Annotated in this window: 13 protein-coding genes; 7 read left to right on the top strand and 6 right to left on the bottom strand. The window is 71.6% G+C overall.

The features are described 5' to 3' along the window. Window positions 1–149 precede the first annotated feature (149 nt). Window positions 150–1004, top strand: a complete 855-nt coding sequence (locus AB0H12_RS14085; RefSeq protein ID WP_499623301.1) for a helix-turn-helix domain-containing protein — start codon at window positions 150–152, stop codon at window positions 1002–1004. Further along, window positions 1001–1177, top strand: a complete 177-nt coding sequence (locus tag AB0H12_RS14080; protein ID WP_499623300.1) for a DUF397 domain-containing protein — start codon at window positions 1001–1003, stop codon at window positions 1175–1177. The genes AB0H12_RS14085 and AB0H12_RS14080 overlap by 4 nt, the downstream gene beginning before the upstream one ends. Here the strand turns inward: AB0H12_RS14080 and AB0H12_RS14075 are convergent. Together AB0H12_RS14075 and AB0H12_RS14070 are read right to left on the bottom strand one after the other, a co-directional pair. Next, the gene (locus AB0H12_RS14075) at window positions 1155–2288 is read right to left on the bottom strand and encodes a sensor histidine kinase (protein ID WP_499623298.1); all 1134 of its coding nucleotides are present in this window, start codon (window positions 2286–2288) and stop codon (window positions 1155–1157) included. The genes AB0H12_RS14080 and AB0H12_RS14075 overlap by 23 nt on opposite strands. Continuing rightward, complete coding sequence (locus tag AB0H12_RS14070; RefSeq protein ID WP_499623296.1) at window positions 2285–2941, bottom strand: response regulator transcription factor; 657 nt, start codon at window positions 2939–2941, stop codon at window positions 2285–2287. Before AB0H12_RS14070 ends, AB0H12_RS14075 begins: the two co-directional genes overlap by 4 nt. Before the next feature lie 104 nt (window positions 2942–3045). Between AB0H12_RS14070 and AB0H12_RS14065 the strand changes: the two genes are divergently transcribed. The 5 genes from AB0H12_RS14065 to AB0H12_RS14045 all read left to right on the top strand — a co-directional run bounded on the left by AB0H12_RS14065 (window position 3046) and on the right by AB0H12_RS14045 (window position 10065). Further along, window positions 3046–3522 carry a hypothetical protein gene (locus AB0H12_RS14065; RefSeq protein ID WP_499623295.1) on the top strand — a complete coding sequence of 159 codons (477 nt, stop codon included), beginning with the start codon at window positions 3046–3048 and terminating at the stop codon, window positions 3520–3522. An 841-nt stretch (window positions 3523–4363) separates the two neighbouring features. Next, window positions 4364–5419: a peptidoglycan-binding protein gene (locus AB0H12_RS14060; RefSeq protein ID WP_499623294.1), complete on the top strand. Its 1056-nt coding sequence runs from the start codon at window positions 4364–4366 to the stop codon at window positions 5417–5419. Beyond that, window positions 5416–6081, top strand: coding sequence for an ABC transporter ATP-binding protein (locus AB0H12_RS14055; RefSeq protein ID WP_499623293.1), 666 nt, complete (start codon window positions 5416–5418; stop codon window positions 6079–6081). The genes AB0H12_RS14060 and AB0H12_RS14055 overlap by 4 nt, the downstream gene beginning before the upstream one ends. Next, window positions 6074–7267, top strand: a complete 1194-nt coding sequence (locus AB0H12_RS14050) for an ABC transporter permease (protein WP_499623291.1) — start codon at window positions 6074–6076, stop codon at window positions 7265–7267. Before AB0H12_RS14055 ends, AB0H12_RS14050 begins: the two co-directional genes overlap by 8 nt. Before the next feature lie 50 nt (window positions 7268–7317). Continuing rightward, window positions 7318–10065 (top strand): tetratricopeptide repeat protein, encoded by a 2748-nt coding sequence (locus AB0H12_RS14045; RefSeq protein WP_499623290.1) that lies wholly within the window; start codon window positions 7318–7320, stop codon window positions 10063–10065. A gap of 17 nt (window positions 10066–10082) precedes the next feature. Here AB0H12_RS14045 and AB0H12_RS14040 read toward each other — a convergent pair whose 3' ends face one another. Genes AB0H12_RS14040 through AB0H12_RS14025 form a run of 4 tightly spaced genes read right to left on the bottom strand, consistent with a single transcriptional unit; the run spans window position 10083 to window position 15131 of the window. Next, window positions 10083–10298, bottom strand: coding sequence for a formate dehydrogenase subunit delta (locus AB0H12_RS14040; protein ID WP_499623289.1), 216 nt, complete (start codon window positions 10296–10298; stop codon window positions 10083–10085). A gap of 17 nt (window positions 10299–10315) precedes the next feature. Continuing rightward, window positions 10316–13126: a formate dehydrogenase subunit alpha gene (gene fdhF / locus AB0H12_RS14035; protein WP_499623287.1), complete on the bottom strand. Its 2811-nt coding sequence runs from the start codon at window positions 13124–13126 to the stop codon at window positions 10316–10318. Then, a complete protein-coding gene (locus AB0H12_RS14030) occupies window positions 13123–14670 on the bottom strand; it encodes a formate dehydrogenase beta subunit (RefSeq protein WP_499623286.1) in 1548 nt (515 codons plus the stop codon). The genes fdhF and AB0H12_RS14030 overlap by 4 nt, the downstream gene beginning before the upstream one ends. Beyond that, window positions 14667–15131: an NAD(P)H-dependent oxidoreductase subunit E gene (locus tag AB0H12_RS14025; protein ID WP_499623285.1), complete on the bottom strand. Its 465-nt coding sequence runs from the start codon at window positions 15129–15131 to the stop codon at window positions 14667–14669. The genes AB0H12_RS14030 and AB0H12_RS14025 overlap by 4 nt, the downstream gene beginning before the upstream one ends. Window positions 15132–15138: the final 7 nt, after the last annotated feature.

Raw genomic sequence — 15138 nt, 5'->3', positions numbered from 1 at the left:
CGTGCCCGGCGGTGCCCGGACCGCCACTGACGACGAGTGACGAGCAAGGGCGAATATGCACCTGTTAGACGCTCGATCGAGTGAACGCGAGCGGGCTGCGGAACAGCACTAGGGTGTTCGCAGTTCTTTTCCAGCGAGGAGCGATCCGCATGGCAGCCGTCCAAACCCGACGCAAGCGCAAGCTGGGGCAGTTCCTCAACGCCTTGCGCAAGCGTGCGGGCAAGACCGAGATCGACTACCACGCGTTGACGAGGAAGACGCAGTCGACGCTGTCGCGGATGGAGAACGGTTACATCAGTCCGAGTTGGACCGAACTGGGCGCGCTGCTCGGGCTCTACGGGGCGACCGATGCCGAACGGCGCGAGGCGGAAGCGCTGTGGGAGGACGCGAAGCAGGACGGCACCCGCCTGGTGTACGCCGCTGCCTTCACCCCGGAGGCGCGGACCTACGCCCGGCAGGAGGCCGATGCCACGGAGGTGCGCACCATCGAGATGATCGTCATCCCGGGGCTGCTCCAGACGCCCGCCTACGCGGCGGCGATCAGGCTCGCGGGGCAGCGGTTCATGGACTCGTCGGTGTCCGCGGAGCAGGTGGCCGCGGCACTGGCGAACCGGCAGCGCCGGCTGCCCGGGTTAAGGCTGCACGCGGTGATCGACGAGGCCGCCCTGCACCGGATCGTCGGCGGTTTCGCTGTCATGCGCGAGCAGTTGTCGCATTTGCTCGAGAAGGGAAAGCAGGACAACATCACCATCCAAGTGGTTCCGTTCGGCGCCGGTGCCCACGGAACCATGTCGGGTGGTGGCGCGACCGCTCTCCGCTTCGAGGACAGTGATCCTTCGGCCGTGTACCTGGAGTACGCGGGTGGTGGCAAATGGGTGGACAACCGCGCCGACGTGCAGAAGTACCTGTTGCACTTCGAGGAAATCGTGAGCGAGGTCGCCCTGTCGCCCAAGGAGTCGGCGTCGCTGATCAGAAAACTGGCAACCGCACTGAAGGACACATGAACAACGACAGAGCATGGCGCAAGAGCACTTACTCCGGCGCGGGCAACAACTGCGTCGAGCTGGCCGTGGGACGGAGCACGACCAGCGTCAGGGACAGCAAACGGCCAGGACCCAGATTGATCTTTGCGGAGCGTCCATTCCGGGCGTTCCTCACGGCTCTTCGGGAAACCTGACCGCAACCGCCAATCCGCCGTCCGCCCCCGGTGTCGCGGTCACCGTCGCACCGTGGGCGGCGGCGATGGCACGGACGATCGAAAGCCCCAGGCCCAGGCCCCGATCGCCCGTCGTGGTCTCGTCCCGGTCGAGTCTGCGGAACGGCCGGAACAGCCCTTCCGCCTCGTACGGCTCGATCCTCGGGCCGGTGTTCGCCACCCTCAGGACGCCCGGTCCGGCGCTCACGTCGACCCACCCGTCCCGGTGGTTGTGCCTGATCGCGTTGTCGACCAGGTTGCGCACCAGGCGCTCCAGCAGCACCGGGTCGCCGACGACCTCGCACGGCGACATCTCGTGGTGCAGGTCGACGCCGGCCCGTTCGGCGACGGCCCTCGACTGCCACAGCACGTGCTCGGCGATGTCGGAGACGGACGTGCGGGTGCGCTCGGTGAGCTCGTTCTCGCTGTCGGCCAACGTGAGCAGGCCGTCGATGAGCCGTTCGTGGCGGGCGTTCACCTTCAGCAACTCCGCGCCCAGCTGCTTGGCGTCCGCCGAGGCACCCGGTCGGGTGATCGACACCTCGATGAGGGCCCGTTTCACGGCCAGTGGGGTGCGCATCTCGTGCGACGCGTCGGCGACGAACCGGCGTTGCCCGTCGAACGCGCGGTCCAGGCGTTCCAGCATCGAGTTGAACGTTTCAGCCAGTTCGGCGACCTCGTCGTACGGCCCGGTCGGCGGTATCCGCTCGTGCAGGCCGTGGCCCGCCGCGATCCGCCGGGCGGCCTCGGTGATGCGGTGCACCGGCTGCAACGCGCTGCGCGCCAGCAGCCACCCGAAGGCCACCGCGATCGCCGCCACGCACAGCAATGCGAGGCCTCCTCGGGTGAGCAGCGATTGCAGCACCTCGTCGCGGTAGCGGACCTGGGCGGTGCGGATGGCCTCGATCACCTGGTCGGAGGACGCCTCGCGCAGCTCCCGCAGGCTCGCGCCGTCGGTGAACGGCTGCAACCGGCCGTTGAGGCTCTGCCACACCAGGAAGTAGGTGACCGCGAGCAGGGCGGCGCCGGCGAGCAGGAACAGCCCGCCGTACAGCGCCGTCAGCCGACCGCGGATGCTCCACCGGCCGATCACGGGATCCGGTATCCCACACCGGGCACGGTCTCGATCAGCGGCGGCTCACCGAGCTTGCGCCGCAGTTTCACCATGGTCACCCGCACCGCGTTGGTGAACGGGTCGATGTGCTCGTCCCACACCTTCTCCAGCAGGTGCTCGGAGGTGACCACCGCGCCCTCCGCCCGGACCAGCTCGGTCAACAGGGCGAACTCCTTGTTGGCCAAGGGAATGAACTCACCCGCCCGGGTGACTTGGCGACGGGCCGGATCGACCCGCAGGCCCGCCCGTTCGAGGACCGGCGGGTTCGGCGGGCGAACCCTGCGCAGCAGCGCGTGCACCCGGGCGGACAGCTCCACGAAGGCGAACGGCTTGGGCAGGTAGTCGTCCGCGCCGAGGGCCAGCCCGGCCACCCGGTCGCGCACCGCGGCGGCGGCCGTGAGCATGAGGATGCGCGTCTCGGCACCCGAGTCGGCGACCCGGCGGCACACTTCGTCGCCGTGCACGCGCGGTATGTCGCGGTCGAGGACGAGCACGTCGTAGGCGTTGACCGACAGGCGTTCCAGCGCGGAGTCGCCGTCGTGCGCCACGTCGACCGCGAACGCCTCGCGGCGCAGCCACTCGGCGATGGCCGCCGCCAGCGTCGCTTCGTCTTCGACCACGAGGATGCGCATGGGTCCATCGTGCTCCGGGGGCCATAACGTCCGCATAACCAGATTTGGTAACGCGCTGGTTATAGCCCCCCTGGTCGACTGTCCCCACCGATGGAGGAGGGGACATGCGAAACGGCATCGTGCTGGCCGCCCTGGCGCTGGCACTGACCGCGTGCGGCTCGGGCGGGGCGGAGGTGGCGGCGGGCTCTTCGTCGTCGAGCGCGGCGATGAGCCAGGAGGACCGGTCGCGGGAGTTCGCGAAGTGCATGCGCGACAACGGCGTGGACGTGCCCGACCCGGAGCCGGGGGGAAAGCCGGGCGGCTTCGGCAAAGTCGACCGGACCGATCCGGACTTCGAGCGCGCCAGGGAAGCGTGCCGCGAGTTCCTGCCGGGCGGCGGCGACCTGTCCAAGGTGGACCCGGACAAACTCGACCAGCTGAGGGCGTTCTCGCAGTGCATGCGGGACAACGGCATCGACCTCCCGGACCCGGACCCGAACGGCGGCAAGCTGAGCGGTCTGGGCCAGGTCGACCGTGACAGCCCAGCCTTCCGCTCGGCTCTGGACGCGTGCCGCGACAAGCTGCCGGAGCTGGGCCGATGAGCGGGCCGGTGTCGCCGGCCCCGGCTTCCGGTTGGGCGTCGGGACGTGTGCCGCCGGCGACTGCCGGAGCCGATGCGATGACCGGGCGTGCGCGGATCGTGCGGGGAGTGGGCGCGCCGGCGCCGCGTTGGGTCGCCGGCTTCGGGCCGCGCGGGCGGAGATCGGAGCGGCGGCGGTCCGAGCGGTCCGAGGCAGTTCACCCACGACAGCGCAGTGTTCCGCTCGGCTTCGGCCACGTGCCACGACGAGCCGCACCGATGAGCGGGCTGGTGTCGACCACGGCAGCGTTGGGCTCCGGTCGGCGTCGGGGCGTGTGCCGACATGAGCCGCTGGAACCGGGCCTGTTGGGCAGACGCGCGGCGAGCAGGCCGGTTGGCTGCGTTCGGTCGGGGAGCCGTCGGCGTCGAGGGCTGCTTGGAGCGGGTCCTGGAGGGAGCAAGCCGAGCGATCTTGGCCGGCTCGACCACGAGCCGGGTGTTCTGTTCGGCCCTGGTCGTGCGTCGGACCGACCGGCCGACTCTGCGCCGGCTGGTGGGAGAAGCGGGACCGCGTTGCGGGCGATCGTGCCGGTCGTGCGGTGGACGGGTGTTGAAGCTGCGAGCTCTCGGGTGGCGGTCGACACCGGATGTCTGCGGTTGGGAGGTTCCGGAGTGGCGGCAACGAGCAAACGTGCGAGGACCGCGTGGCGAGCGGGCTCGCCGGCCGTGCGTGTGGTGGGAGGTGTCGGCGTGGTGGGTCGTCGGGATCGGAAGGTGGGAGGGCTGGGCCGGTGCGACCGCGCCGGCCGGGCGTTCCGGCGGGCCTGGGACCTGCGTTGGACCGAGCGGGCGGAGCTGGGCCGATGAGCAGGCGTGCGCGGCTGGCGTGGGGAGCGGGCGCGCTGGTGGTGTTGGGGGCGGGCGGTGTTGCGGCAGTCGGCCTCGGCGGCGCGGAACCCGTGCCCGCGAGTGCGGCGAACCTGCCACCGGCCACGGCGAAGGTGTCAGCGACGACGTTGACCCGCACCGAACGGGTGACCGGCACGTTGACCCACGGCACGGCCACGCCCGTGCCCGTCGGCGCGCAGGGCACCGTCACCTGGCTGCCCGAGCCCGGCGCCGTCATCGGACGTGGCCAGGCCGTGTACGAGGTGGACGACCGGCCCGTCCCGCTGCTGTTCGGCGCCACACCGGCGTACCGGTCGCTGGCCCCCGGTGCGGTCGGCGGCGACGTCCGCCAGTTGGAGGAGAACCTGCTGGCGCTCGGTTACGGAGGGTTCACCGTGGACGAGTCCTACACCGCCGGCACCGCGACGGCGGTCCGCGCGTGGCAACTGGCGCTGGACGTGCCGGAGACGGGGACGGTCCAGCCGACGGACGTCGTGGTCACCGGCGGCGACGTGCGGGTGGCCGAGCTGAAGGCCCAGCCGGGCAGCCGCGCCACCGGTCCCGTCCTCACCTACACCGGCACCACCCGGGTCGTGGTCGTGCCGCTCGACGTCGGCAAGCAGCACCTGGTGGCCGAGGGCGTGGCGGCGACCGTCGGCCTGCCGGACGGCAAGTCGGTCGAGGGCACGGTCGAGTCGGTCGGCACCGTCGCCACCAGCAGTCCCGCCCAGGCGGGCTCGACCCCGACCACCACGGTCGACGTCGTGGTCTCGGTCGCCGACCAGGGCGCGCTGGGTCGCCTCGACTCGGCGCCGGTGGACGTCCTGCTCGTCTCGGAGCGCAAGGAGGGCGTGCTGGCGGTGCCGGTAGGGGCCCTGGTGTCCCTCGGTGAGGGCAAGTACGGCGTGCAGGTGGTCGAGAACGGCGCGACGCGACACGTGCCGGTGAAGACGGGCCTGTTCGCCGCCGGCCAGGTCGAGGTCGCCGGCGAGGGCATTGCCGAAGGCGTCGAAGTGGGGGTGCCGCGATGACCCCGGTCGTGCAGCTGAGTGGTGTCGGCCGCGAGTACCAGGGGGTGGTCGCCTTGCGGGACGTGTCGCTCACCGTCGGGCGAGGCGAGTTGGTGGGCATCGTCGGTCCGTCCGGGTCCGGCAAGTCGACCATGCTCAACCTCATCGGCACCCTCGACCGGCCGACGCACGGCGAGGTGCGCATCGACGGGCACGCCGTCCGCGAGCTGTCGGACCGGGCCCTGTCCGCGCTGCGGGCCGGCGTGATCGGGTTCGTGTTCCAACAGTTCCACCTGGCCGTCGGCGTGTCCACAGTGGACAACGTCGCCGACGGCCTGCTCTACGCGGGCGTCGGACTGCGGCAACGCCGTCGGCGCGCCGTGGAGGCACTGGAGGCGGTCGGCCTCGGCCACCGGCTCACCCACCGCCCGCACGAGCTGTCCGGCGGCGAGCGGCAACGCGTGGCGATCGCGCGCGCCGTGGTCGGGCGGCCCGCGCTGCTGCTCGCCGACGAACCCACCGGGAACCTCGACTCGACGTCCGGCGAGGCCGTCCTGGGGCTGCTGCGCTCCCTCAACGACGCGGGCACGACCGTCCTCGTCATCACGCACGACCAGGAGGTGGCCGCGACCCTCCCGCGACGGGTGGACGTGCGCGACGGTCGGGTGGTGCGCGATGCCTGACCTGCGACCGGCCCGCCTCTCGCCGGCCGACGTGCTGCGGGTGGGCGGCGCGGGCCTGCGCGCCAGGCCGGCCCGGGTGGTGCTGTCCGCGCTGGGCATCGCGATCGGCATCGCGGCGATGATCTCGGTGGTCGGCATCTCGACCTCCAGCCGCGAAGACCTCGACCGCCGCCTCGCCGCGCTCGGCACCAACCTGCTGACCGTCGGCCCGGGCCAGACCCTGTTCGGCGAGCAGACCCACCTGCCGACCGAGTCGGTGGGCATGATCGGCCGGATGGAGGCGGTCACCTCCACCACCGCGACGGGAAAGGTCGTCGACGCCCACGTCTACCGCAACGACCACATCCCGGAGACCCAGTCCGGCGGCGTCGCCGTCCTGGCCACGAGGACCGACCTCCTGGCGACCGTCGGCGCGACGGTCGCCAGAGGTGTCTTCCTCAACGACGCCACCGCCGACCACCCGGCCGTCGTGCTGGGCCACAAGGCCGCCGAACGCCTGGGCGTCGCCGCCCCCAACGAACCCGTACACCTGGGCGGCGAGTGGTTCACCGTGGTGGGCGTCCTGCACCCGACGCCCCTCGCGCCCGAACTCGACACCGCCGCCCTGATCGGCTGGCCGGTGGCCCGACAACACCTGGGCTTCGACGGCTACCCGACCACGGTCTACGCCAGGTCCAGGGAGGACGCCGTGCACAGCGTCCAAGCCAACCTGGCCGCCACCGCCAACCCCGAGCACCCGGATGAAGTGGAGGTCTCCAGACCGTCGGACGCCCTGGCGGCCAAGCAGGCCACCGACGAGACCCTCAACGCCCTGCTCCTGGGCCTGGGCGCGGTAGCCCTGCTGGTCGGCGGTGTCGGCGTGGCCAACACCATGGTCATCTCGGTCCTGGAACGCCGGGCCGAGATAGGTCTCCGAAGATCGCTGGGCGCCACCAGGTCCCAGATCCGCACCCAGTTCCTGACCGAATCGCTCCTCCTCTCGGCGCTGGGCGGCGCGGCCGGCGCGGGCCTGGGCGTCCTGGTCACCACCGCCTACGCCAGTTACCAGGGCTGGCCGTCCCTGGTGCCGGCCTGGGCAACGCTGGGCGGGATAGCCGCCACCGCCGTCATCGGCGCCCTCGCGGGTCTCTACCCGGCGGTCAGGGCCGGCCGCCTCTCACCGACGGAGGCCCTGGCAACCCCATGACTCCGCAAAACGCGGGATTCACGTGCGGCAGGGAGTGATATAGCTCGACCGTGGCAGACACCCAGCGGGCGGAGGCGATGTTCGGCGGCACCGCCGAACAGGCCCTGCGCGACATCAACCACACCACCAACCACTACTACGGCGACCGTCCGACACCGATGACCTCGGGCACGTCGGTGGCGCCGCCGCTGGGTCGCCTCAACCACGAGGTGCGCGGTAGATCCGAGCTGGTCGCCGCGCTGACCGGCGACCTGGGCGGCTCGATCGCCGTCCTGGCCGCGGGCGGCGGCTTCGGCAAGACCACCGTCGCCCTCGACGTGGCCCGGACCCTGCCGAGGGTGTGGTGGGTGGACGCGTCGTCGCGGGACAGCCTGGTGGCGGGCTTGGCGGAGGTGGCGTTGCAGACCGGTGCCGACTCGCACGAGGTGCAGGAGGCGTGGGCGGGCCGGGGCGGCTCGGCGATCGAGCTGCTGTGGCGCAACCTCGACCACCAGCCCGAACCGTGGGCGCTCGTCTTCGACAACGCCGACGACCCGGACGTCCTGGCCGCCGCGAACCACCGGGTGGCCGACGGCAACGGCTGGCTGAGGACGCCGAAGCCGACCGGCTCGATCCTGGTCACCAGCCGCGCCGCCACCGGCTGGCCACCGACCGCGCGGGTGCACCACGTGCGCCAACTCGACCCGGACGACGGCGCGCAAGTGCTGCTCGACCTGGCCGACGCGGGCACCCGACAGGACGCCACGGCCCTCGCCCGACGTCTGGGCTGCCTCCCGCTGGCGCTGCGCCTGGCCGGCCGCTACCTGGCCGTGGCCAAGGACGCCCTCGCCCTCCCGGGCCTGGAACCGCCGACCACTTTCCAGGCCTACCAGGAGCGCTGGGACGAGAGGTTCACCGAACTGACCGAGGGCGAGTCCGCCTCCCCGAGGGAGTCCCTGAGCCGCACCTGGGAGATGTCGATGGATCTGCTGGCCGAGCGCGGCCAACCGCAGACCCGGCAACTCCTGCGCCTGATCTCGACCTTCGCCGAGGCGCCCGTCCCCGCGTTCGCCCTCGACGCCGCCGTCATGGCCGAGTCCACCCTGCTCACCTCCGTCACCGCGGCCCAGTTGTCGGTGCTGCTCAGGGCACTCCAGGACGTCGGCCTCCTGGACGTGGTCGAATCGAGCGTCGCCGTCCACCCGGTGATCCGCGACGCCAACCGCCACCAACCGGACTTCGAGCGGAACCGACAGGCCTACGAAGCCCTGGTCGCCCGCCTGCTGCGCGCCGCGACGCAGGAGCTGGACCACGGCGAGTCGGCCACGTGGCCGCGTTGGCGAGTGGTCCTGCCCCACATCGTGAACCTGGGCGCGCAGGGTGAGCCCGACGTCGACCTGGCCGTCGCAACGCTGCTCGGCGACGGTGCCGGCTACTGCCGGGAGATCGGCTCCTTCCCGGTGGCGGAAGGGCTGCTCCACCGGGCTGTCGCGCTCAGCGAGAGCGCGGTCGGCAGTTCGCACGTCAACACTCTCGGCGCACGGCACTCGTTGGGGCACCTCTTCGAGGAGATGGGTGATCTCGCGCGAGCCGAGCAGGCGCATCGAACCCTCGTCAACGACGAGGTGAGGGCGCTCGGAGCCGACGACCCCAACACGCTCGACACACGCAAGTGCCTGGCTCGGGTCCTGTCGAGCCGGGGCCAGTGGTCGGAAGCGGAGGTGGAGTTCCGCGCGGTGCTGGCCGCGCGGGTGCGCGCGGGAGGAGCCGACGACCGCGAATCGTTGCGGGCCAGGCACGACCTCTGCGACCTCTTGGACGCGCGAGGGAGGTTCTCCGAGTCCGAAGCCGAGCACCGCGCCATCCTGGCGGCGATGGAAGAGCAGCTGGGTCCGGACGACGTCTACACGACGGGAGTCCGGGCCTGCTTCGCCGACACCTTGGAAAGCCTGGGCCGCCTCGTGGAAGCGGAGGAGGAATACCGGACCGCGATCGCGGCGCTGGACGACCGGGAGCACGAGGCGCTGAGCGTGCGCGGTCAGCTGGCGGGGTTGTTGCGCACCGGTGCGCGATTGGACGAAGCCGAGGCCGAGTACCGGGAAGTGCTGGCCGGGAACACGAGGCTCTTCGGGGCCGAGCACCCCAGCACGCTGAATGCCCGGCACCACCTGGGTGACTTGATGGTGGAGCGCGGGGACTTGGACGAAGCCGAAGAGCAGCACCGCCAGGTGTTGGCGATGGAGGAACGGCTGTTGGGGCCGACGCACCCGATCGCGTTGCGGACTCGTCACTGCCTGGCGGGCGTACATCGCCGGCAGGAGCGTTTCGGGGAGGCCGAGGCCGGGTTCCGAGCGGTGCTGGAGGCGCGGGAGCGCATGCTCGGTCCGGACCACCCGCTGGCCTTGGCGGTCCGGCACCAGCTCGGACACGTCCGTGGCGAGAGCGGGGACCTGGCCGCTGCGGAGCGTGATCACCTCGAGGTGGTGGAGCGGCAGGAGCGGGTTCTCGGACCGCTTCACCCGGACACCGTGATGAGTCGCTTCTGCCTCGCCGGCTTGGTCTACGAACAAGGGCGACTGGACGAGGCGGAGGCCGCGTTCCGGTCGACGTTCGCGCTCGAGGCGCAGGTCTACGGTCCCGAGCACCCGACGACCCTGATCACCCGGTACCAGCTCGCTGCGGTGCTGGCCGATCTCGGCCGGCCGGCCGAAGCCGAGGCGGAGTACCGGGCGGTGTTGGAGGTCGAGACGCGCACGTTGGGCGCGGACCACCCGAACACCGTCAAGACGCGGGAGAAGCTGGCCGCCTTGGTGGGGTGACCAGCTTCCCGCACGGCTCAGGAACCGACCAGCCTGGCCGCCGCCAACGCCACCGGGTCCAGGGACTCCGGGGACGTGACGACGTGGTGTCGCAGGTCGGTGCGCATCCGGGGATCCCAGAAGCGCTCGATGTGGCCGGCGACGGCGGTCGCGGCGGTGGCCGGTGGTTGGTGGTGGAACTGGCGGGCGATCTCGTTCGCCAGGCGGACCGTGGGTGGGATCGTGCCGCTCATGGGTGCTCCTGTAGAAGTCAGTCGACCACCGCGCGCTCACGCGTGCCCGGGACCGCCGCCGCCTCGGCGCCCTCGGCGCGCAGGGCCACCTGGACCGCGGTGACCTTGTACTCCGGGCAGTTGGTCGCCCAGTCGGAGTTCTCCGTGGTCACCACGTTCGCCCCGGTCACGGGGTGGTGGAACGTCGTGTACACGACACCGACCGGCATGCGGTCGGAGATGACCGCGTGCAGCGACGTCGCGCCGACCCGGCTCGCGAGCGTGACCGAGTCGCCGTCGCCGATCCCGCGCACGTCGGCGTCGTGCGGGTGGATCTCCAGCACGTCCTCCGGGTGCCAGGCGATGTTCGCCGTCCGCCTGGTCTGCGCGCCCACGTTGTACTGGCTCAGGATCCGCCCCGTGGTCAGGATCAACGGGAACTTGCGGGTCGTGCGCTCGCTCGTCGGCACGAACGACGTCGGCACGAACCTGCCCTTGCCGCGGGTGAACGAGTCGACGTGCATGGTCGGCGTGCCGGCGGGCGCGTCCTCGTCGCACGGCCACTGGATGCTGCCCAGCCGGTCGAGCGCGGCGAACGACACCCCCGCGAACGTCGGCGTCAGCGCCGCGATCTCGTCCATGATCTCGCGCGGGTGCGTGTAGGGCATGTCGTAGCCCAGCGCCGCCGCCAGCTCGCACGCGATCTGCCACTCGTGCTTGCCGGTCTTCGGCGCCATCACCGGCCGCACCCGGTTGATCCGCCGCTCGGCGTTGGTGAACGTGCCGTCCTTCTCCAGGAACGACGTGCCGGGCAGGAACACGTGCGCGAACTTCGACGTCTCGTTCAGGAACAGGTCCTGCACCACGACCAGGTCCATCGCGGTCAGCGCCGCCGTCACGTGCGCGAGGTTCGGGTCGGACTGCGCGATGTCCTCACCCTGCACGAACAGCCCGCGGAACGTGCCCGCGACCGCCGAGTCGAACATGTTCGGGATGCGCAGGCCGGGCGTCGGCAGGATGCTGCGCCCCCACACCCGCTCGAACACCGTCCGCACCGCGTCGTCCGACACGTGCCGGTAGCCCGGCAGCTCGTGCGGGAACGACCCCATGTCGCACGACCCCTGCACGTTGTTCTGCCCGCGCAACGGGTTCACCCCGACACCGTCCCGGCCGACGTTGCCGGTGGCCATGGCCAGGTTCGCCATGCCCATCACCATCGTCGACCCCTGGCTGTGCTCGGTCACGCCCAGCCCGTAGTAGATCGCGGCGTTCCCACCCGTCGCGTACAGCCGGGCCGCCGCACGGATCTCCGGAGCAGGCACCCCGGTGATCGACTCGACCACCTCGGGGCTGTTCTCGGGCCGCGCGATGAACTCCGCCCACTCCTCGTACCCCTCGCACCGCGACGCCACGAAGTCGGCGTCCACCAGCCCTTCGGTGACGACGACGTGCGCGAACGCGTTCACCACGGCCACGTTCGTGCCGGGCTGCAACTGCAGGTGGTGGGTGGCCCGGACGTGCGGCGAGCGCACCAGATCGATCCGGCGCGGGTCGACCACGACGAGCTTCGCGCCCTCCCTCAGCCGCCGCTTCATCCGCGACGCGAACACCGGGTGCCCGTCGGTCGGGTTGGCGCCGATCACCACGATCACGTCCGCCGCCGCCACCGACCGGAAGTCCTGGGTGCCCGCGGACTCGCCGAACGTCTGCTTCAGCCCGTACCCGGTGGGGGAGTGGCACACCCGCGCGCACGTGTCGACGTTGTTGTTCCCGAACGCCGCCCGCACGAGCTTCTGCACGACGTACACCTCTTCGTTGGTGCACCGCGACGACGTGATGCCGCCGATCGCGCCGACCCCGTGCGAGGCCTGGATCTCCCGCATTCGCGACGCGGTGTAGCCGATCGCCTCCTCCCACGACACCTCGCGCCACGGATCGGTGATCTTCTCCCGCACCATCGGCGACGTCACCCGGTCCGGGTGCGTGGCGTAGCCGAATGCGAACCGACCCTTCACGCACGAGTGGCCCTCGTTCGCGCCACCGTCCTTGTACGGCACCATCCGCACCAGCTCGTCACCGCGCAGCTCGGCCTTGAACGAGCACCCGACACCGCAGTACGCGCACGTGGTCAGCACCGTCCGGCTGGGCATCCCCAGCTGCACCACGGACTTCTCCTGCAACGTCGCCGTCGGGCACGCCTGCACGCACGCGCCGCACGACACGCACTCCGACTCCATGAACGGCACGCCGCCCGCGGACACCTGCGACTCGAACCCCCGACCCTCGATGGTCAGCGCGAACGTGCCCTGCACCTCGCCGCACGCCCGCACGCACCGCGAGCACGAGATGCACTTGGACGGCTCGAAGTCGAAGTACGGGTTGCTGGTGTCCTTGTCCAACGACAGGTGGTTCTCGCCCTCGTACCCGTACCGCACCTGCCGCAACCCGACCGCGCCGGACATGTCCTGCAACTCGCAGTCGCCGTTGGCCGAGCAGGTCAGGCAGTCCAGCGGGTGGTCGGAGAGGTAGAGCTCCATCACGCCCTGCCGCAGCTTCTCCAGCTTCGGCGTCTGGGTGCGCACCTTCATCCCGTCGGCGACCGGCGTGGTGCACGACGCGGGCGTGCCGCGCCTGCCGTCGATCTCCACCAGGCACAGCCGGCACGACCCGAACGCCTCCAGGCTGTCGGTCGCGCACAGCTTGGGGATGTCGATGCCGCTGGTCGCGGCGGCGCGCATGACCGACGTGCCGGCGGGCACGGTCACCGGGATGCCGTCGACCTCCACCGTCACCGAGGTCGAGGACGTCACGGCCGGTGTGCCGAAGTCCGGTTCCTTCAAGATCGTCACGGGGTGGCCCTCCTTGGGGTGAAGTCGTCGGCGAAGTGCTGCAGCGCGCTCCGCACCGGGTTGGGCGTGAGGCCGCCCATCGCGCACAACGACCCGTCGGCCATCAGTTCGCAGAGGTCGCCCAGCAGGGCGAGGTTGTCGTCGACGTCCTCGCCGCCGACGATCCGGTCGATCACCTCGACCCCGCGCACCGCGCCGACCCGGCACGGCGTGCACTTGCCACAGGACTCCTCCGCGCAGAACGAGAACGCGAACCGCGCCATCGACGCCATGTCCACGGTGTCGTCGAACACCACGATCCCGCCGTGCCCGAGCATCGCGCCCGCCTCGGCGAACGCCTCGTAGTCCATCGCCAGGTCCAGCCCGGACGCCGGCAGGTACGCCCCGAGCGGCCCGCCCACCTGCACCGCGCGCACCGGCCGGCCGGAGAGCGTGCCGCCGCCGTGCACCTCGACCAGGTCGCGCAGCGAGACGCCGAACGCCGTCTCGAACACGCCGCCGCGCGCGATGTTCCCGGCGAGCTGGAACACCTGCGTGCCACGCGACCGCTGCACGCCCAACGCCTGGTAGGACGCGCCGCCGTCGGCGAGGATCGCGGGCACGGACGCCAGCGTGAGCACGTTGTTCACCACGGTCGGCTTGCCGAACAGGCCGGTGATCGCGGGGATCGGCGGTTTCGCCCGCACCACGCCCCGCTTGCCCTCCAGGCTCTCCAGCATGGAGGTCTCCTCGCCGCAGATGTACGCGCCCGCGCCGACGCGCACCATCAGGTCGAACTTCAGCCCGGACCCGAGCACGTCGTCCCCGAGCCACCCCTGCGCGTACGCGATGTCGATCGCCCGGCGGAACGTCCGCACCGCTTCGGGGTACTCCGACCGCATGTAGATGTAGCCCTCGGTGGCGCCGACCGCGAAGGCCGCGATGACCATTCCCTCGATCAGGCAGAACGGGTCGCCCTCGATGAGCATCCGGTCGGCGAACGTGCCGCTGTCGCCCTCGTCGGCGTTGCAGCACACGAACTTCAGCTCACCGGGCGTGTCGGCGACGGTCTTCCACTTGACGCCCGCCGGGAACCCCGCGCCGCCACGTCCGCGCAACCCGGAATCGGTCACCTCGGCGACCGTCGCCGCCGCACCGATCGCCAACGCCCGTCGCAGACCCGTCATCCCGCCGTGCGCGAGGTAGTCGTCGGGCGACAACGGGTCCGTGACGCCGACGCGCGCGAAGCACAGCCGGTTCTGCGCGCGGAACCACGGCAGCTCCTCGACCACCCCGACCCGCCGCTCGTGCTCCGCGCCGTCGAGCATCCCGGCGGCGACCAACGCGGGCACGGCCTCGGCGGTCACCGGCCCGTACCCGACCCGGCCGGCGTCGGTGGCCACCTCGACCAGCGTCTCCAGCCACAACATGCCGCGCGAGCCGTTGCGCACGACCCGGACGGCCCGACCCGCGAGCGCGGCTTCCCGGGTGATCGCGGCGGCGACGGCGTCCGCGCCGACCGAGAGCGCGGCGGCGTCGCGGGGGACGTAGACGGTGGTGGTCATCGCAGCTCCACCTCCGCGTCGACCAGCCCGTCCAGCCGGGCCGGGTCGAGCCGTCCGTGCAGCCGCCCGTTGACCCGGGCCGCGGGTCCGAGGGCGCAGTTGCCCAGGCAGAACACCTGGCCGAGGGTGACCGCGCCGTCCGCGCCGGTCTGGCCCACCTTCACGCCGTACGCGGCCTCGGCGTGCGCGACCAGGCGCTCGGACCCGACCGACCGGCACGCCTCGGCGCGGCACAGCTGCACGGTGACGCGGCCCGCGGGCTCGCTGCGGAAGTCGCTGTAGAAGGTGACGACGCCGTGCACGTCCGCCCGCGACAGGTTCAGCTCCTTGGCCACCAGCGGGATCACCGACTGGTCGACGTAGCCGAACTCGGCCTGGATGCCGTGCAGGATCGGGAGCAGCGCGCCCCGGTCGCCGCGGTGCGCCTCGATCACGGCGAGCACCCGTTCCACCACGGTCATGTGACCC

It is taken from the genome of Actinosynnema sp. NPDC023794, assembly GCF_040639675.1.
In the GTDB taxonomy this organism is placed as follows: Bacteria; Actinomycetota; Actinomycetes; order Mycobacteriales; family Pseudonocardiaceae; genus Actinosynnema; species Actinosynnema luteola.
This window is presented reverse-complemented; position numbering and strand designations above follow the sequence as displayed.